Annotated in this window: 18 protein-coding genes; 16 read left to right on the forward strand and 2 right to left on the reverse strand. The window is 43.1% G+C overall.

Features of this window, described 5'->3' with window-relative positions; translation table 11 throughout:
• The 4 genes from ACPW7N_RS03060 to ACPW7N_RS03075 all read left to right on the forward strand — a co-directional run.
• A partial coding sequence (locus ACPW7N_RS03060) for an Ig-like domain-containing protein (RefSeq protein WP_425649541.1) occupies positions 1 to 1,437 on the forward strand: 1,437 nt, incomplete at its 5' end.
• Between the two features lie 417 nt (positions 1,438 to 1,854).
• On the forward strand, positions 1,855 to 2,637 hold the full coding sequence (gene spo0A, locus ACPW7N_RS03065) for a sporulation transcription factor Spo0A (RefSeq protein ID WP_425649542.1): 783 nt from the start codon (positions 1,855 to 1,857) through the stop codon (positions 2,635 to 2,637).
• Positions 2,638 to 2,852: 215 nt separating this feature from the next.
• Positions 2,853 to 3,605, forward strand: a complete 753-nt coding sequence (locus tag ACPW7N_RS03070; RefSeq protein WP_425649543.1) for a peptide arginase family protein — start codon at positions 2,853 to 2,855, stop codon at positions 3,603 to 3,605.
• 90 nt (positions 3,606 to 3,695) lie between these two features.
• Positions 3,696 to 4,997 (forward strand): GGDEF domain-containing protein, encoded by a 1,302-nt coding sequence (locus ACPW7N_RS03075; protein ID WP_425649544.1) that lies wholly within the window; start codon positions 3,696 to 3,698, stop codon positions 4,995 to 4,997.
• A 5-nt stretch (positions 4,998 to 5,002) separates the two neighbouring features.
• On the opposite strand, the gene ACPW7N_RS03080 is transcribed toward ACPW7N_RS03075, so the two are convergent.
• Positions 5,003 to 5,359: a winged helix-turn-helix transcriptional regulator gene (locus ACPW7N_RS03080; protein WP_425649545.1), complete on the reverse strand. Its 357-nt coding sequence runs from the start codon at positions 5,357 to 5,359 to the stop codon at positions 5,003 to 5,005.
• A gap of 164 nt (positions 5,360 to 5,523) precedes the next feature.
• Between ACPW7N_RS03080 and ACPW7N_RS03085 the strand changes: the two genes are divergently transcribed.
• The 9 genes from ACPW7N_RS03085 to ACPW7N_RS03125 all read left to right on the forward strand — a co-directional run bounded on the left by ACPW7N_RS03085 (position 5,524) and on the right by ACPW7N_RS03125 (position 12,436).
• Positions 5,524 to 6,549, forward strand: coding sequence for an NADH:flavin oxidoreductase/NADH oxidase (locus ACPW7N_RS03085; protein WP_425649546.1), 1,026 nt, complete (start codon positions 5,524 to 5,526; stop codon positions 6,547 to 6,549).
• A 130-nt stretch (positions 6,550 to 6,679) separates the two neighbouring features.
• A complete protein-coding gene (locus ACPW7N_RS03090; protein ID WP_425649547.1) occupies positions 6,680 to 7,147 on the forward strand; it encodes a Dps family protein in 468 nt (155 codons plus the stop codon).
• A gap of 176 nt (positions 7,148 to 7,323) precedes the next feature.
• Positions 7,324 to 7,968 (forward strand): CBS domain-containing protein, encoded by a 645-nt coding sequence (locus ACPW7N_RS03095; protein ID WP_425649548.1) that lies wholly within the window; start codon positions 7,324 to 7,326, stop codon positions 7,966 to 7,968.
• Positions 7,969 to 8,152: 184 nt separating this feature from the next.
• A complete protein-coding gene (locus ACPW7N_RS03100; protein ID WP_425649549.1) occupies positions 8,153 to 8,731 on the forward strand; it encodes a beta-class carbonic anhydrase in 579 nt (192 codons plus the stop codon).
• A gap of 120 nt (positions 8,732 to 8,851) precedes the next feature.
• Positions 8,852 to 9,019: a DUF2759 family protein gene (locus ACPW7N_RS03105; protein ID WP_425649550.1), complete on the forward strand. Its 168-nt coding sequence runs from the start codon at positions 8,852 to 8,854 to the stop codon at positions 9,017 to 9,019.
• Between the two features lie 136 nt (positions 9,020 to 9,155).
• Positions 9,156 to 10,319 carry a putative cytokinetic ring protein SteA gene (steA, locus tag ACPW7N_RS03110; RefSeq protein ID WP_425649551.1) on the forward strand — a complete coding sequence of 388 codons (1,164 nt, stop codon included), beginning with the start codon at positions 9,156 to 9,158 and terminating at the stop codon, positions 10,317 to 10,319.
• A gap of 11 nt (positions 10,320 to 10,330) precedes the next feature.
• Entirely contained in the window at positions 10,331 to 10,930 is a 600-nt protein-coding gene (locus ACPW7N_RS03115; protein WP_425649552.1) for a copper transporter, read from the forward strand.
• Positions 10,887 to 11,570 (forward strand): glycosyltransferase family 2 protein, encoded by a 684-nt coding sequence (locus ACPW7N_RS03120; protein ID WP_425649553.1) that lies wholly within the window; start codon positions 10,887 to 10,889, stop codon positions 11,568 to 11,570. The genes ACPW7N_RS03115 and ACPW7N_RS03120 overlap by 44 nt, the downstream gene beginning before the upstream one ends.
• A 5-nt stretch (positions 11,571 to 11,575) precedes the next feature.
• The gene (locus ACPW7N_RS03125; protein ID WP_425649554.1) at positions 11,576 to 12,436 is read left to right on the forward strand and encodes a hypothetical protein; all 861 of its coding nucleotides are present in this window, start codon (positions 11,576 to 11,578) and stop codon (positions 12,434 to 12,436) included.
• A 5-nt stretch (positions 12,437 to 12,441) separates the two neighbouring features.
• Here ACPW7N_RS03125 and ACPW7N_RS03130 read toward each other — a convergent pair whose 3' ends face one another.
• Positions 12,442 to 12,705, reverse strand: a complete 264-nt coding sequence (locus ACPW7N_RS03130; protein WP_425649715.1) for a DUF2627 domain-containing protein — start codon at positions 12,703 to 12,705, stop codon at positions 12,442 to 12,444.
• Between the two features lie 188 nt (positions 12,706 to 12,893).
• Between ACPW7N_RS03130 and ACPW7N_RS03135 the strand changes: the two genes are divergently transcribed.
• The 3 genes from ACPW7N_RS03135 (at position 12,894) to lpdA (ending at position 17,903) form a co-directional block, all read left to right on the forward strand.
• Positions 12,894 to 14,957, forward strand: a complete 2,064-nt coding sequence (locus tag ACPW7N_RS03135) for a sigma 54-interacting transcriptional regulator (RefSeq protein ID WP_425649555.1) — start codon at positions 12,894 to 12,896, stop codon at positions 14,955 to 14,957.
• Positions 14,958 to 15,215: 258 nt separating this feature from the next.
• The gene (gene bcd / locus ACPW7N_RS03140; protein WP_425649556.1) at positions 15,216 to 16,307 is read left to right on the forward strand and encodes a branched-chain amino acid dehydrogenase; all 1,092 of its coding nucleotides are present in this window, start codon (positions 15,216 to 15,218) and stop codon (positions 16,305 to 16,307) included.
• A gap of 174 nt (positions 16,308 to 16,481) precedes the next feature.
• Positions 16,482 to 17,903 carry a dihydrolipoyl dehydrogenase gene (gene lpdA, locus ACPW7N_RS03145; RefSeq protein WP_425649557.1) on the forward strand — a complete coding sequence of 474 codons (1,422 nt, stop codon included), beginning with the start codon at positions 16,482 to 16,484 and terminating at the stop codon, positions 17,901 to 17,903.
• Positions 17,904 to 17,938: the final 35 nt, after the last annotated feature.

Raw genomic sequence — 17,938 nt, forward strand, 5'->3', positions numbered from 1 at the left:
AACAATGGAGCAACAGGGAATGACTCATTTACGTTTAGAGTTTATGACGGGAAAGTATATTCAAATACGGCAACAGTTGCCGTCTCAATCGAACCGCCAACTCCATCAAATCAAGTACCTACTGCCCAGAATGATTCGTTTGCAACTACTGTCAATACCCCGGTTTCAGGCATTCTGAGAGCATCTGACCCAGATAGTGATCCATTAACGTATTCTATTGATCAAAATGGAACAAAAGGGACAGCAACTATTACAAATTCAACCACGGGTGCATTTACTTACGTACCAAACGCAGGTGAGACGGGAAATGATTCATTTACTTTCCGCGTTAATGATGGACATTCTTCGTCAAATTTGGCAACAATATCCATTACCATTTCTAACTCGACACCACCACCTTATTATCCGGTAACCGATGTTATTCTGGATAAAACCCGTGTAGAATTGCAAGCGGGTGGAGAGCCGATTACCTTACATGCTACTATTAAGCCTTCTAATGCCAGTAACCAACAGGTAATCTGGAGTAGCAGTAATCAGCTTGTAGCTTCAGTGGACCAACAAGGTAAAGTGACGCCGTTAATGGCAGGAGAAGCAGTTATTACGGTAACCTCATTAGATCGGAACATTTCAGATATTTGCCGAATTGTGGTGAAAGCACAGACTACTCCCGTAACGAAAATTGTTTTGGATAAAACAAATGTGGATACCGAAGAATATGGCACACCATTCAAAATTAAGGCAACAGTATTTCCAGAGAATGCAACCAATCAAAAGATTGTGTGGAGCAGCAGTAATGAAAAAGTAGCTGTTGTAGACCAAACAGGCAACGTTACTCCACTCGCAAAAGGAACGGCGATTATCAAAGCAAAAACAGAAGATCGCAATAAAGAAGCAAAATGTGTTGTAAAGGTTAAAAAGGGTCAATTGGTTGGAATCGAAGTGCCAGAACAGAATTTACATCTTGTTATCAACAAAACCAAAGTGCTGAAAGTGTATGCTACTTTGAATGATGGCAGCAAGAAAGATATTACGAAAGAAAAGGAAACAACGATAGAAAACTTATCACCTGATCTAGTAACGATAAAGAAAAACGTTATAAAAGCGGGAAAAAACGAAGGGATTGCAAAAATTAAGGTTACGTATAAGAATCAAACTACCACTTTTAACGTTATTGTTTCAAAAGTCGGAGTTTCTAAACTGATTGCTTCAGATAAGGAAGTTTCCTTAGGTAAGGGTGAATCCAAACAGATATCAGTTCAAGCGTTATTAACTGATAAGACTTCGATACCAGTAACAGAACTTGCGACCTGGTCGTCAGATCAATCAGATATTGTTTCGGTAAAAGCGGGTGTCATTACAGCACATAAAAAAGGAACGGCGAAAATGAAAGCAATCTACGGTGGAAAAAATGTTACGATTACTGTGAAAGTAAAGTAAGGGAAGATTTGGCCCAGTCCTTGGCAGAAAAGGATTGGGCTTCTTTCTGATAGGAATGATATTCATTTCATTCCACAATTGAAATGGTGTGATATGATAAAAATAGAAAAAAGTGTTCTAGGAAGAAGTTGCATTGCTCCTTTTGAAACTACCCCAAAAAAACTAAAGGAAGCCTGCCTTTAGTTTTTGGGGCAAAAGCAGTATAATAGATCGTAACGATAAAATAGAACGGAAGAATATGTCGAATAATTGGGAAAATCTTTCAATCTTTCGTCATTGGCAGGAACTGCCTCTATCCTGTCGAAAATATTTTTATAGAATATTGTGAAATTCTTGTGACAGCGAGGTTTTTACAGCAGGCAGTACATACAAGCACTCATAAACTATTCTGACAAGAAGATGTAAGGAGGAACTACATTGAATAAGATTGAAGTGGTATTGGCCGATGATAATCGCGAATTTGTCAGTCTCCTAGAGGAATACATCAACAATCAAAGCGATATGAGTGTAGTAGGAGTGGCATATAACGGAAATGATGTCCTGAAGGTGCTGGAAGAACGAGTACCGGACATCTTGATCTTGGATATTATTATGCCTCATCTTGATGGGTTGGCCGTACTTGAACATATCCAGTCTATGCGAATCCAGCCACAACCCAAAATCATCATGCTTACTGCTTTTGGACAAGAAGAGATTACGAAAAAGGCAGTAGAGCTCGGGGCATCTTATTATATCCTGAAGCCGTTTGATATGGAGGTCCTCGCTCAGCGTATCCGCCAAATCATTAACAACAAATCTTCCTTTACATCACCATCGGTCAAAACAACATCCCTTGCTCCAAAAGGACGCAATCTGGACGCAGCCATCACCAATATCATTCATGAAATCGGTGTGCCTGCCCATATCAAGGGTTATCTATATCTTCGAGAAGCCATTACCATGGTATACAACGACGTAGAGCTGCTTGGTTCTATTACCAAGGTTCTCTACCCGGACATTGCGAAAAAATTCAATACCACCGCAAGCCGTGTAGAGCGTGCGATTCGCCACGCAATCGAAGTAGCCTGGTCCCGGGGTAATCTCGATTCCATCTCCAGTCTGTTCGGCTATACGATTTCCAATTCCAAAGCGAAGCCAACCAATAGCGAATTTATTGCGATGGTGGCGGACAAGCTGCGGATTGAGGCGAAGATTAGTTAGTTTTTTATTGCAAATAAATATTTTCTTTATCACCCGATAAATCCTTTGATTTATTGGGTTTTATCTTTTATTGGAGAGGTAAGAAGGGCGGTTGCTCCCTTCGTTAGTTGGACAATTGTCATTGCTTTATATGCGTTCATTTGGTTTATTTATGGGTGGATCATGTTCGAAGTGGATTATTGCTTTCTGAAAGTCGTATCTTGGGGAGGGGCACCTTGTATTGGCAAGATCAATTTGATTGGAAAGTACGGTATCCAGAAAAGCGAATTTATCTCATGCGGCAACATAATTGGGCATTTGCAGCCTGGGAGTTGGAAAAGGTCAAAGGCAATTTAATGAATCAATCGTTACTCGTGCACGTAGATGCACATCTTGATGATACGCCGGATGGGGTTTTCGTGACTGGTTTACATGAGGCAAACACAGAAGAAGAGATACTCGCCGTGGCAAAAGGACATGACTATGTCAAAAGTGGAGCGGCTCCCTCCAATTGCATGCAGATCGACAACTTTATTTGGGCTTCCGTAGCGAGAGGGACGATTGGTGAAACCATTTTCGTCTCGCACCAAGACGAAGAAGTGCTTTCCCTTGATGTATTATTTGATGAAGCCTTTCTGAAAGGTAACGAGAACTGCATGGAAATTCTCTCCAGATTGCCGGAAGGTTGTACGTATCAACATCAGAGGTACCTAGATATTCAGTCGTTCCTTTCTGGTGTTACGCTTGCTTCCAACCAAATGGCTCAGACGAAAATTTTGGATATCGATCTTGATTACTTCAACCTGTCCAAGTCCTCGAAGGATGAAATTCAAAAGTCGCTGCAGGATCTGAGAAACTTTACAAAATGGGACGTAATTACGGTTGCTCTTTCTCCTGAGTTTTGCGGAGGAAACGAGACAGCAAAGCAGCTTTTAGACATTTTTCTTCAGGTCTTTGAGTTGCAGCTTTCAGCAGCAGATGAATGGTAAATGTTTTATCCCAACGAAAAGTGGGTACTTGTTAGCATCGAACGTTTGAAGTAAGTAGAGTCATTCTTCGCAGAAAGGAAGCAATTCAGCATGATGTACAGTGAAGAATATGTACTTTTTTCTGTACTTGTAGTAATCGGTTCTTTTGTCATTCATTTGATGTTGCGCAAAAGAGTGACTGATTTATCTTTGAAAGAGGCCACATCAGTCTTCAGATATTATCCAGGACTTTTTTTCTTATTTACTATTTTGCTCATTGTAGCGGGTCTTTTTCTAAATAGTTACTTTGAAAAGGTGGAGAGAGACAAGCTTGAATTTGTCGTTAATGGGTTTCTACCTACTTTAAGTAAAAAATTCGAAGATGCGGGTCATAGTTACATTTCACTGGATACCAAACCAAACGATCCAACATACCAACTTCTTTTGCGAAAAGCGAAAAATTGGGCTAGCTTAAGCGGGTTGATCCAATGTGTTTATACGATTCGAAAGTATTCTGATGGGAAAAACTACATTATTCTCGATACGCCTACGGACTATAACCGCAACGGTAAAATAGATGGGGATCTCGAAAAAAGTACACCAATTGGCGAGCGCTATGAAGAGTACATCCCGGAGTTAGAACAGGCTTTCGAAGGAGCAACAACGATGGAGCTTTACCCAACCACTGATAAATGGGGTTCCTCCATTGGAGGTTTTTCACCGATTTATAAAGATGGAAAAGTGGAGGCAGTCCTTGGAATTGATTTTGATGGAAATCTTTGGACGGATAGTATAAAAAGAGTCCACTATCTGGTCATCAGCTATCTCATGATTCCCACACTGTTACTGTTCTTCTTTTATTGGAGCATGATCAACCAAAGAATTTTCGTTATCCGAAACCACAGACTGGCTCATTATGATTTGTTAACTACTGTTCCGAACCGTTTGTTATTCGAAAAAACAATTCATGATACATTTTATGAAGCCAGTCAACTCTCAGGCTCGTTTTCTATTCTGCTTTTGGATGTAGACAAATTTAAAATCATCAATGATAAGTATGGTCATTTGAGCGGGGATTTGGTTTTAAAAATAGTGGCGGACCGCTTAATTCGAAGCATTGGCGATAAAGAGGCGATATTTCGTGTAAGCGGCGATGAGTTCGTCGTGCTATTGCATGATCAGGGAGTGGTGGAAGCGAAAATGGTGGCAGAAAAAATTGAGCAAAATTTTCTCGCGCCAATCCCTTTAGAAAACGATCTGATCAATCTTTCAGTAAGTATTGGAATTGCTCATTTTCCAACCAATGGACACAGTATAAAAGAGTTGATTTCTTACGCAGACAAGGAAATGTATCAGAATAAATCACGGAATCATCGCAGGATTGATTTAGTTATAAAAAATGAGAAAGACTAGGTTGGCTAGTCTTTCTTTTTTTTGTTTTCTTCGCAGATCAGCATGCCAAATTTTTTCAGCTCGATAAAGATCGGTTCGAGCAGTTTCCCTTTCTCAGTCAAGCAGTACTCTACACGAGGTGGAACCTCAGGATAGACCGTCCGTTGAATAATGTGCTGCTCCTCCAGCTCTCGCAAACGCACAGACAAGGTTTTGGGGCTGATTCCCTCTAACGATTTCAACAGATCTCCAAATCGCATGGTTCCATCAATCAGCAGATCACGAATGATATAAAATGTCCATTTACTCCCGATAATATCGATAGCTACTTCTATTGAACAGGTCTCACCAGGAATACCTTTGGACAAAACTGTTTGCTCCATGTTCGTCACCACCTATTTTTCAAAAAAATGAATCATCTAATGCAACAATATCACAAAACTAACTTTTGGGAAACTATATGACAAAAATACCACTACTTCCAAAAATGAAATATTGGTTTTACAATAAGCTCATGAACGGTAAAGAAAAAGGAGAGAAACCACAAATGGCGAATTTATCAACACCATTCAAGTTAAAAGGATTGGAACTGAAAAATCGGATTGTCATGCCACCGATGTGTCAATACTCAGTTAATGCAAAGGATGGAATTCCAACAGATTGGCACTTCGTTCACTATGTATCAAGAGCTGTTGGAGGGACAGGACTGATTATCATCGAGATGACCGATGTGGAGCCAGATGGCCGGATTTCAGACTATGATTTGGGATTATGGTCTGACGAACAAGTTCCTGCATTTCAGCGCATTATTTCGGGAGTACAGAAATATGGTGCCAAAGTTGCCATCCAAATTGCACATGCGGGGCGAAAAGCAGAAGATGCGGCGGTTCCCGTCAGTTCATCTGATATTCCGGTGAATGAGAATAGCAAAAAGCCAAGAGCACTCTCTACAGAAGAAGTACAGGAAATGGTGCTCAAATTTAAGCAAGCAGCAAAGAGAGCAATTGATGCAGGTGTGGATACCATCGAGATTCACGGAGCACATGGGTACTTGATCCACCAGTTCCACTCTCCAGCAATCAATCGTCGGGAAGACCAATACGGAAGAGACCTTTCCCTTTTTGGAGTAGAAGTGATTCAGGCAATTAAGAGCGTGATGCCAGATGACATGCCACTGATTATGCGAGTGTCAGCTATTGAGTATATGGATGAAGGATACGATTTGGAGCATATGATTTCGATTTGCCGCAAATACAAGGAAGCAGGTGTTGATCTGTTCCATATCTCCAGCGGCGGAGAAGGACCTGTGGGTAAAAGAAAACCTGGCACACATCCAGGATATCAGGTTCCGTTTGCACGAGAACTCAAGCAGGCGTTACAAGTGCCTGTGATCGCAGTTGGAAATCTGGACGATCCGAAAGTGGCAGAGGCAACTGTTGCGAATGAAGATGCAGACCTGGTTGCGGTAGGTCGCGGCATGCTTCGAGACCCTTATTGGGCTTTACATGCTATCCAGGAGCTGACGAAGCAGGCAAATGAGGTTGCCCCAAAGCAATACCAACGTGCTTTTTAATCATGAACGCTGTCTACCCCCCTTCCCATGTGAAGGGGTTTTCTTTGATGAATTTGGATATCTTATTACAAGTGAGAAATTTTACTGAAACAAACATATACGTGGTGTACAATGAAGGAGTGAGAAAAATATGGCAATAACAGTCGAGGTGACGAGTGTGAGTAAGCAAATTACAGAAGTACTTAACAAACAAATCGCAAACTGGAGCGTTCTTTTCGTGAAACTCCACAACTATCACTGGTATGTGAAAGGGCCACAATTCTTTACCTTACATACGAAATTCGAAGAGTTCTACAACGAAGCGGCCCTGCACATTGATGAACTGGCTGAGCGTTTGTTGTCAGTTGGTGGACAACCTGTAGCGACAATGAAAGACTATCTGGCTGTCTCCTCCGTAAAAGAGGCTTCAGGAAAAGAGAATGCAGAACAAATGGTTCAAGAAGTTATCAATGACTTTAACCAAATGATTTCTGAGCTCAAAGAAGGCATGAGCGTTGCTGAAGAAGCAAACGACGAGATTACCGGAGACATGCTCTTGGCAATCCATACTACACTCGAAAAGCATGTTTGGATGCTTTCCTCTTTCCTCGGAAAATAAGCTTGTTTTCAAGTACCCTTGGACATCCCGTTCAAGGGTATTTTTTTGTGTCGAGTTACGGACAAATCGCATAGTTCTGGTGTTTTATTCCAATTTATTCTAGCCGAAGTGGATGGGGTAATGGTACACTAAGAGTGTAACCTTCATACTACCTGTTTGAGAGGGGAAACTAAAATATGTTTATTCAGGAATGCTTAACCACGGTAGAAAATCTAGCAACTGTCCGTCCCAATGATACGATTACATATGCGCTACAGATTATGAAGGATAAAAACCTGAATAGCCTGCCGGTGGTTGATCAGGATGGTTCATTTTACGGAACAGTAAGCAAAAGCAGTATTTTCGAATTACTCGAGGATGGCAAATTTGTCGGAGACTTTGCAGCATTTGTTAATCTGCCGCTCGCAGAAGGTGTTGATCATCAAATCCCGCGCCTTACCATTGATCATCTTTATGAAGATTTGCTTCCGGTAATTGTACGTTATCCGTTCGTACCGATTGTTGATGAAAGCGAACAATTCCTCGGGATTATCAAGCGAAAAGATATTGAATTGATTCTGGAGTCCGTCTTTGGAATCGGTGTAAAGGGTACACGGATGGTGATCACTCACTATGAAGGAAAAGGAGTCATGAAGGAGATTGTTACGATTCTTGGCAAGCATGACACGAATGTAATCTCTTGTGTATCCTTCGACTCAGAACATCATGGAGTAAGACGGATTTTGATGAAATTTACATCTACAGACAGTGCAGATCAAATTAAGGCGGATCTCGAAAAGCATGGATACGTAGTAACTTCCGTTCGAGAAAATTACGAATAATACCACACAGGCTAATGTGCTCCCGAGATGATTCGGGAGCATTTTTTGCAAGTAAACCAAGAATAATAGCTAGAAACTTTATTTTTATGAAAATTGAGATAAGAATCATTTGCTTAAGCTTCTCATGGAACGAAAAAATGTGGTAAAGTAAACAAGAATAATTGGATCGGGGGGAACGTTTACCATGCAGCTACTACATGAGATCCTGCAAAGTAATAAAGAGTTTGTAGTCAATAAGGGATATGAACAATATCAAACCAACAAGTTTCCGAACAAGCACTTGGTCGTCCTCTCTTGTATGGATACCAGGCTTGTGGAACTGTTGCCGAGAGCAATGAACTTGCGCAACGGCGACTTTAAACATATCAAAAATGCTGGCGCATTGGTATCACACCCATTTGGAAGCATCATGCGAAGTATTCTGGTGGCGATCTATGAACTGCAAGCTGCAGAAGTATGCGTGGTGGGACACTATGACTGCGGGATGGGGGGTATTAATGCGGATAAGTTGTTAAACAAATTTGAGAAACAAGGAGTTTCTCGGGAGACGATTGAAACACTGGAACATGCTGGTATCAACCTGCGCGATTGGCTGCAAGGATTTGATCATGTGTCCGACGGTGTCAAAAATAGCGTAGGTATGATCAAAAATCATCCGCTTCTGCCTAAGGATATTCCTGTTCACGGACTGATCATTGACCCGAGTACTGGAAAGCTTGATCTCGTTGTTGACGGGTATGAGTGGATTACAAAAATTGAATAAATTGTGACAGACCGTGTGATAATATACGATATGACTTGAATCACTAATGGTTAAAATATATAATGTAAATTGCTATTGTATGTCAGATTGCTTATATCGTACTAAAGGAGCTGTAATATCATGAACTTGTTTGACGTTCTTATGTTTATTATGACGATCTTCATCGCAGCTGGTGTTTACCGTTCCATGAAGGCGAAAAATACGTTTGCGATTCTGTTTGGCTTGTTTTCTCTCGCAATTTTCGTACTCGCGGACGGTCTGATTATTTATTTCGCAACAAAAGCGTAAATCTTTGTACATAGCTTTTAAAGAGTAGGAAGAGGTTGTACTTCGGTACAGCCTCTTTCTTTTTTGTAGACCCTCCGGGGTAGAGAGTGCATGGAAATCCCCATTTATTCCCATACTACAGGTGGAGGTGGGTTGATTGCTCCGAAATAAACGAGCAAGCTTCATGAGCGAAGCCACCATTGTAGTCGATACGAAAACGAAGCAACTGTGCATGAGAATACAGCCAAACCAAATTGCAGTTATCGCCCACGAAGACGTGGATGAGGTGGCGGCAGATGCTTTAATCGAAGCCAAAGCTTTGGCTGTGATTAATACGTGTTCATTTATGACAGGTACTTATCCGTCCATCGGTGCAAAGAAACTGCTTGAAGCGGGCGTTCCTTTATTCGAAATACACGACTCCATGGAAAAACTGACAGCAATCCAGATGTCTGATGGTATCGCAACAAAAATTCATGATAAAACATTCTTTGTACGCAGTAACTCTGAATGGGAACCGATTGCATGCTTGGTGCCTGTGACCATGGATCATATCTGGTCCAAAACCGAGGAAGCAAACCGAAAGCTTGATCGAACGCTGTCTCAATTTATCGATAACACGTTGCAATTTGCAAAGTGGGAAAAGAATCTGTTTATGAAGCCAATTCCTTCCCTGCAATTACGTGCAACACTGGCGAATCGGCATGTCGTTGTCGTCGTGAGAGGGAAGCACTATCGTGAAGATTTACGGATGCTTTCAGCGTATATCAAAGAATGCAAGCCGATTTTACTAGCAGTTGACGGCGGAGCGGATGCACTTCTTGATGCGGGATATCAACCGGATATCATTATTGGAGACATGGACAGCATCTCAGACAAGGCATTGCTCTCGGGAGCCGAGGTGGTTGTGCATGCGTTTGTCAATGGAGAGGCACCTGGCCAACACCGTGTAGAGAACCTCGGAGTTGATTATCAACTGTTGCCTGCACCTGGCACTAGCGAAGACGTGGCTATGCTGCTCGCCTTTGAACAAGAAGCGGAATTAATTGTAACGATTGGGACACATTCCAACATGATCGACTTTCTGGAGAAGGGACGGAAAGGCATGGCAAGTACATTGCTCGTTCGAACCAAAATTGGACCAAAACTAATCGACGCCAAAGGGGTAAGTCAATTGTATCAGCCCCGCATGAATGCAAATGTATGGGCATTGTTTCTGATTGCTACGCTTGTGCCAATACTTGCGATCATAGCGGTGAATCCGGTCACCAGGCATGTCGTGCAGATGCTGTATCAGCAATGGATTACGCTTTCGTTTTAGGGTGAGGAAAAATGATCAATATTCGGTATCACTTCATAACAATCGCTGCTATTTTTTTGGCTTTAGGCATTGGCATCTTGCTGGGTGGGACAGCAGGGCAATCGTGGTTTACCGCCAAGGAACGTGAATTTCTTGCCAATATGGAGCGAAAATACAACCAAGCGCTGAGAAGCAACAATGAAATGAAACAGCAAATCAATCAGTTAATTGCGCAAGTTGATCAAAATAATCATGAAGTCATCCATCTGATGACTGCTCAGTATGCCGAGGATTTACAAGGACAGACAATCTATGTCTGGCAAAGTGATTCAATGGATCTGAAAAAAATTCAACATGTCCTGAATTCGGCTGGTATCGTGATCCAGTTATATTCTGCTGATGGAAAACAATCCGAGGCACTAGCTGATTATCCGTTATTAATCGTGAGCCATGAACTGCCCGAATGGGTGAAAAACTTGCCGTCCAACCAGAAATGGACTCAGGTAGAAAACGTGCCTGATTCGCCTGCAAAGCAGTGGAAGCTCCTGGAAAGTGTGCAATCCCTTCTGAAAGAGAAGAGGCGACAAAATGAAAAAAGTGAGTATCATCGTACCGGCATACAACGAGGCTGACAGAATTATGCGCACCCTTCAGGCCATTCGATTATACATACCTCACCATGAATTGATTGTTGTCGATGATGGGAGTAGGGATAATACCATGGACGTTGCCAGCCAACATGCTGACCTGGTCGTTCGTCTGCCACTGAACAAGGGAAAAGGGGTTGCACTTCAAACCGGCTGGAGACAAGCAGATGGAGATATCATCGTCATGCTGGATGCTGATTTATGTGAAAGCGCCCGTTTTGGCTATCAGCTAATCGAACCCGTTCTGGCAGATCATTGTGATATGAGTGTTGCCCAGCTCCCCAAGCCACCTCGAAAAACAGGGATGGGTCTTGCGAAAGGACTGGCGAGAACGGGAATTCGCATGCTTACTGGATATGAGGCAACATCACCTCTATCCGGTCAACGTGCGATTCGAAGAGAGGCACTTGACTCCATCAAGAGCCTGGATTGGGGGTTTGGGGTGGAAGTAGGTATGACTGTTGATATTCTCCGGGCTGGTTTTCGTGTACAGGAGGTACCAGTCAATTTTACGCATCGATTCACAGGAAACGATTTTCGAGGGTATTGGCATCGAGGAAAAGAATTTGTGGCCATTGGACGAGCGTTAGGGAAAAAATTTCGGGAAGGCACTCGTGGAAAATGATGAACATGGAAAAATTGTACTATTTACTTATCCTGTCAATCGTGCTTCCTTGGGGAGTGTTTATGCTCATCTATCAACCAGGGGTGGAGTTGTTAAAGAAAGCGGGGATGACAAGGAAAAACTACCAGGGACAACGCATACCTACAGCAGGCGGTCTCTTGCTTTTCCTTAGTCTAATGATTACATGGGTAATCGTAACCATATTCATGGTCTATTTCGAACTTTTTGTTGGCTCACTTCGTTTGATGATGATGTTTCTTGCTGGCTCGATTGCCATCGTCTGTTTGGGATGGCAGGATGATGGTGCCTACGATACGACGAGTAAAGGCTTCCAGGGGCATTTGCGGATTTTGATCAGGGAAAAAAGAATGACCAGCGGGATGCTCAAAGCTTTTGGCGGATTAGGTACAGCGGTGATCGTTTGTATCCCTATTTCTTACAGTGTGGTAGAAGGGATCATCAATATACTGTTGCTGGGTTTATGTACCAACCTGATCAATCTGTTTGATTTGCGTCCTGCCCGTGCGATAAAGGTTTTTTGGCTGATCGCAATGCCCATCTTTTTCTTTTCTCCCTTTGGCGATTGGTATGTCGCCTGGATTTGGTTTTTGCCCCTGTTGAGTGCGACTCTCTGGTTTTTCTTTCGGGATGCGAGAGGTGAGATCATGTTAGGGGATACAGGTTCCAATTTTTTGGGCTACATGATCGGTTTTGAGATGATACTAACGCTTTCCCTCCCTGCCAAAATCACCGTGCTGTTCCTTCTCATCATTTTGCATTTGTTGGCAGAGCGAATATCCCTCTCGCAGGTCATCCAATCCAAATCGTGGTTGCGATGGGTTGATCAATTCGGGCGAAATGTATAGGACGATTATTCGTCATCTTCCTCTTCTTGCAACATAAAACGTGGTTGTACACGGTTCCGTTTACGGTCATGATGAAGAACAAAGCCAGCGATAAAAGCAACTGGCAAGGCAAAAAGGAAAAATCCGAGAACGAAACGTCCCCAAAGGAACATATTGATTGCGGGATCAAAGTAAAGATACAGTACATCACGCATGATTTTAATTCCAAACCCAGCAATGACGGCAGGAATAACCATAATCAAGAGGGCAACTAATTTCTGGCCTAGCATCTGATCCACTTCCTTGTGACGAATTCTTCGTCCATCATAAAGCATCATTAATTACTTGTCCATTGACCTGCAGCGGCATTTTCCTCGAAATGAAAAAGCCCGAGACGTTTTTCTAGTAAATAAGTTACAATATAGTGGACAGACCAAGCGTGGAATAAAGGTGTTGTTTGGGAAAGCAGGGGGTGCTTATGCTTCAGGTATTAATAGTCGGAGCAGGTAGGGGTGGTAGCGCACTCTTACAGATGATGGGGAAGATGGAGCAAATCCGCATTGTTGCTGTTGTGGATCGAAATGCAAATGCTCCCGGTATAGCGTTGGCACAATCATATGGAATCGAAACAGGGACGGACTATCTTCCTTATTTGAATAGAGACGTAAATGTGATTTTGGAAGCTACCGGAGATGAAGAAGCGTATAACGAAATCTTGCGCAAGAAGCCCAAACATACCGTGCTGATTCCAGGTACGTTCACCAGTCTTGTGATGAGATTAATTGATGAAAGAGAAGAGTTGATCGGCAAGTTGACGTATAGTCAACGGGAACATGAAATTATGCTCAACTCGACACATGATGCGATCATCGCCGTAAATGCAGTAGGCAATGTCACCATTTTTAACCGGGCAGCCGAGCGATTGATGGGTATCGATGCGAATGCTGTACTAGGAAGTAAAGCAGAAGACACGATCCCGAATACCAGGTTACATATTGTTTTGGAAAATGGTTTACCTGAATTGAATCAGGAGCAGGAGCTGTCAAATAAAACACGGATCATCACAAACCGAGTGCCTGTCATTGATGAAGCGGGACAAGTCATAGGTGCTGTGGCAATTTTTCGGGATATTACCGAAGTCATGGCTTTGGCAGAAGAAGTTACGGATCTCAAAGAGTTGAAAAGTATGCTGCAAGCAATTATCCAATCATCCGACGAAGCCATTTCGGTGGTGGATGCAGTAGGAAATGGGCTATTGATTAACCCGGCATACACTCGCTTGACGGGATTGACCCAAGAAGATGTCATTGGAAAACCGGCAACGGTCGATATATCAGAAGGGGAGAGCATGCATATGCAGGTTCTTCGCACCAAAAAGCCAGTCCGTGGTGTACCGATGAAATTGGGTTTGCAAAGCAGGGATGTCATCGTAAACGTTGCTCCAGTCATGGTTGACGGCGAACTAAAGGGAAGTGTCGGGGTCATTCATGACATTTCAGAATTTAAAACACTGACTGAAGAGTTAGAGAAAGCCCGCCGAATCATTCGCAAACTGGAAGCAAAATATACATTTGAAGAAATTATCGGTGAAAGTGAACCGATGAAATTGGCGATTGAGCAAGCGCAGAAAGCTGCTCGGACACCGGCAACCGTTCTTTTGCGTGGCGAGTCAGGAACAGGGAAAGAACTGTTTGCCCATGCCATACATAATGCAAGCAAGCGTCGTTACAATCAGTTTATCCGAGTGAATTGTGCGGCCATTTCCGAGACTCTTTTAGAGAGCGAACTGTTTGGTTATGAGGAAGGTGCGTTTACGGGTGCAAAGCGAGGCGGCAAACGGGGATTGTTTGAGGAAGCCAGCGGCGGAACAATTTTCCTTGACGAAATTGGTGAGTTATCGATAGGCATGCAAGCAAAGCTGTTGCGGGTACTGCAAGAACGGGAAATTGTACGGGTAGGTGCCACCAAGGCAATACCGATTGATGTCAGGGTGATTGCAGCGACGCACGTCAACCTCGAGTCAGCCATTCAATCCGGTCGATTCCGTGAAGATTTGTACTACCGTCTGAATGTAGTACCGATCCACATCCCACCTCTTCGCCAGCGCCAAGAGGACATCAAGCCACTCTCACTTCATTTATTGCGCAAGTACAATCTGGAGTACGGCCGCAATGTTACGGACATTTCAGGTGAAGCGATGGCGGAGTTGTTAAGTTATCATTGGCCTGGGAATGTACGGGAATTGGAAAACGTGTTGGGTCGGGCATTAATTCACATGAAGATTCACGAAACCGTCATTCTTGTTTCGCATTTGCCAACACTTGAACACAAGTCTTCTATAGCACATCCATCCACACAGCAGGTCAGTCATAACAAAGACGACAGGCCGTTAAAGGATGTGCTCGATGATGCAGAACGCAATCATATCAACCGTGTACTGGAGCAGTGCCAGGGAAACCGCACAGAGGCATCCAAATGTCTGGGAATCTCTCTTCGTAATTTATATTATAAAATGGAAAAACTAGGAATTGATCAGGCCTGATTGGTGGAAAGGAGCTTGTATGCAAAATATTGCGTGCAAGCTTTTGCGTATCAATGCAAAAAATTGCGCGAACGAAGGTAGAAAAAACCAAGAATGTGTCGCATTGTTCACAAAAAATAAAGCGCTTTCATATTATTTTGGGTTTGGCACGCCTCTTGCATATTACATAGGTGTTGTTTTTCCAGTAAACTATATAGGAAGTAATCGATCTTAATTCTAATCACGGATTTGAAATTATCATTACAGGAGGCTTTTTTCATGAAGATCTTTGACTACTTGCAACGCTACGATTATGAGCAATTGGTTTTTTGCCAAGATGAAACCTCTGGCCTGAAAGCAATCATCGCTATTCACGATACTACACTTGGTCCTGCACTTGGCGGAACACGCATGTGGACATATAATTCAGAAGAAGATGCAATCGTCGATGCACTCCGTTTGGCACGAGGAATGACATATAAAGCAGCTGCTGCAGGTCTTAACCTGGGTGGAGGTAAAACCGTAATCATCGGAGATCCGAAAAAAGACAAGAGTGAAGAACTTTTCCGTGCGTTTGGACGTTATATCCAAGGGTTGAATGGACGTTATATCACTGCTGAAGACGTAGGCACAACAGTAGCTGATATGGATTTGATCCATCAAGAAACAGATTATGTAACAGGTGTATCTCCTGCATTCGGTTCCAGCGGAAACCCATCTCCTGTAACGGCATATGGTGTATACCGTGGTATGAAAGCTGCAGCAAAAGCAGCATATGGCAGTGATAATCTTTCTGGCAAAGTAGTTGCTGTACAAGGTGTTGGCAACGTTTCTTACAATCTCTGCAAACATCTTCATGAAGAAGGCGCAGATTTGATCGTTACTGATATTAATGAAGAGAATGTGGCTCGTGCTGTCAATGATTTTGGTGCGAAAGCCGTTGGCGTTAACGATATCTTCGGAGTAGATTGCGACATCTTCTCTCCGTGTGCACTTGGTGCAATCATCAACGACGATACCATTCCTCTCATCAAAGCAAAAGTCATTGCTGGTGCTGCAAACAATCAGTTGAAAGAAGAGCGCCATGGTGACATCATCAACGAGATGGGCTTGATCTACGCCCCTGACTACGTGATCAATGCAGGTGGATTGATTAACGTAGCAGATGAGTTGCAAGGCTACAACCGTGAGCGTGCGTTGAAAAAAGTTGAAACCATTTATGACAACATCCTTCGTGTGTTCGAAATTGCTGAACGCGACGGAATTCCTACCTACAAGGCAGCAGATCGTATGGCAGAAGAACGCATTGCCAGAGTTGCAAAATCCCGTGGCACGTTCTTGCAAGATGCCAAGTCTGTGTTGAGTCGCTAAGTCTAAAATTCGTAGAGAACGATCTAATAGAAGGTATAGAAAAGATAAACGACGGGAATTAACTGTAAAAGGTTAATTTCCGTCGTTGCCTTAAACAAGCCAATAATTTACATTAATCATATGCCGTTCTTTAATAGGTAGCTCTACACTAAATAGAAAAGGAGACTTTCGCTTATGTCTCAAGAATTTGATGTCGTCATACTGGGTGGGGGAACAGGAGGCTACGTTGCAGCGATTCGGGCTGCACAATTGGGGTTGTCTGTTGCTCTCGTAGAAAAAGATAAGCTCGGAGGAACTTGCCTCCATCGTGGCTGCATTCCTTCCAAAGCATTGTTGCGAAGTGCAGAAGTGCTTGCAACTGTGAAAGAAGGCGACAAGTACGGTATTTTGGCTGAAAACGTAGGTTTTGATTTCACCAAGGTTCAGGCGAGAAAACAGGGAATTATCGATCAGTTACATAAAGGAATTCAATACTTGATGAACAAAGGGAAGATTAAAGTCTTCGAAGGTATTGGGCGAGTGATGGGACCATCGATTTTTTCTCCACAGGCAGGAGCAGTACGAATTGAGACGCCAGATGGGGAGCAAGAGATTATCGTTCCACGCTTCCTGATCATTGCAACAGGCTCTCGTCCTAGAACTTTGCCAGGATTGGAAGTCGACGGACAATATGTCATTACCAGCGACGAAGCGCTTGAAATGAAAGAATTGCCTGCTTCGATCACAATTGTCGGTGGTGGAGTAATCGGTATCGAGTGGGCATCGATGTTAAATGATTTCGGTGTACAAGTGACTGTCGTCGAGTATGCCAACCGCATCTTGCCTTTGGAAGATGAAGAAGTAAGCAAAGAAATGACCCGCTTGCTCAAAAAACGCAAAATCAAGATTGTTACCAGCGCAAAAGTGCTGCCTGAAACGGTGGTCAAAGAAAATGGTCAGGTGATCGTGCAAGCAGAAGTAAATGGGACCGTCGAAAGCTTTACCGCTGAAAAGCTGCTCGTATCAGTTGGACGTCAAGCCAATGTGGAGGGACTTGGTCTAGAAGCGACTGAAATCAAGGTTGAGCGTGGCGTCATTGCTGTCAATGAGTACTTCCAAACAGCCGAATCACATATCTATGCAATCGGTGATGTGATTGGAGGATTGCAACTGGCTCACGTTGCTTCACATGAAGGAATCGTGGCAGTTGAGCACCTCGCTGGTGTCGAGACACATCCAATCGACTACACCAAAGTTCCGAAGTGTACGTATAGCCGACCGGAAGTTGCCAATGTTGGTTTAACCGAACAAGAAGCGAAAGATCAGGGCTATGATGTAAAAGTAGGGAAATTCAGTTTCAAACCACTTGGCAAAGCTTTGGTTCACGGCGAAAATGATGGCTTTGTAAAACTCGTTGTAGATAAAAAGACAAATGACTTATTGGGCGTACACATGATTGGACCACATGTTACGGATATGATTTCTGAAGCGGGACTCGCTCGTGTGCTAGATGCGACTCCATGGGAAATTGGACACACCATCCACCCGCACCCGACATTGTCAGAAGCCATTCAGGAAGCTGCTTTAGCAGTAGATGGTCTGGCTATTCATTCATAAGAAACTTGCTGTAGTTCCTCCCCAATGCTCGGCCA

The sequence above is a fragment of the Brevibacillus nigriterrae genome, from assembly GCF_049846925.1.
Taxonomy (GTDB): Bacteria; Bacillota; Bacilli; order Brevibacillales; family Brevibacillaceae; genus Brevibacillus_H.

Bases quoted from the DNA above. Each gene is read 5' to 3' on its own strand.
- bcd (WP_425649556.1), top strand. From the start codon at position 15,216: ATGAAGATCTTTGACTACTTGCAACGCTACGATTATGAGCAATTGGTT.
- ACPW7N_RS03080 (WP_425649545.1), bottom strand. From the start codon at position 5,359: ATGGAGCAAACAGTTTTGTCCAAAGGTATTCCTGGTGAGACCTGTTCA.
- ACPW7N_RS03100 (WP_425649549.1), top strand. From the start codon at position 8,153: ATGCAGCTACTACATGAGATCCTGCAAAGTAATAAAGAGTTTGTAGTC.
- ACPW7N_RS03135 (WP_425649555.1), top strand. From the start codon at position 12,894: ATGCTTCAGGTATTAATAGTCGGAGCAGGTAGGGGTGGTAGCGCACTC.
- ACPW7N_RS03085 (WP_425649546.1), top strand. From the start codon at position 5,524: ATGGCGAATTTATCAACACCATTCAAGTTAAAAGGATTGGAACTGAAA.
- lpdA (WP_425649557.1), top strand. From the start codon at position 16,482: ATGTCTCAAGAATTTGATGTCGTCATACTGGGTGGGGGAACAGGAGGC.
- ACPW7N_RS03075 (WP_425649544.1), top strand. From the start codon at position 3,696: ATGATGTACAGTGAAGAATATGTACTTTTTTCTGTACTTGTAGTAATC.
- ACPW7N_RS03120 (WP_425649553.1), top strand. From the start codon at position 10,887: ATGAAAAAAGTGAGTATCATCGTACCGGCATACAACGAGGCTGACAGA.
- ACPW7N_RS03105 (WP_425649550.1), top strand. From the start codon at position 8,852: ATGAACTTGTTTGACGTTCTTATGTTTATTATGACGATCTTCATCGCA.
- ACPW7N_RS03115 (WP_425649552.1), top strand. From the start codon at position 10,331: ATGATCAATATTCGGTATCACTTCATAACAATCGCTGCTATTTTTTTG.
- ACPW7N_RS03125 (WP_425649554.1), top strand. From the start codon at position 11,576: ATGGAAAAATTGTACTATTTACTTATCCTGTCAATCGTGCTTCCTTGG.
- ACPW7N_RS03095 (WP_425649548.1), top strand. From the start codon at position 7,324: ATGTTTATTCAGGAATGCTTAACCACGGTAGAAAATCTAGCAACTGTC.
- ACPW7N_RS03090 (WP_425649547.1), top strand. From the start codon at position 6,680: ATGGCAATAACAGTCGAGGTGACGAGTGTGAGTAAGCAAATTACAGAA.
- ACPW7N_RS03130 (WP_425649715.1), bottom strand. From the start codon at position 12,705: ATGCTAGGCCAGAAATTAGTTGCCCTCTTGATTATGGTTATTCCTGCC.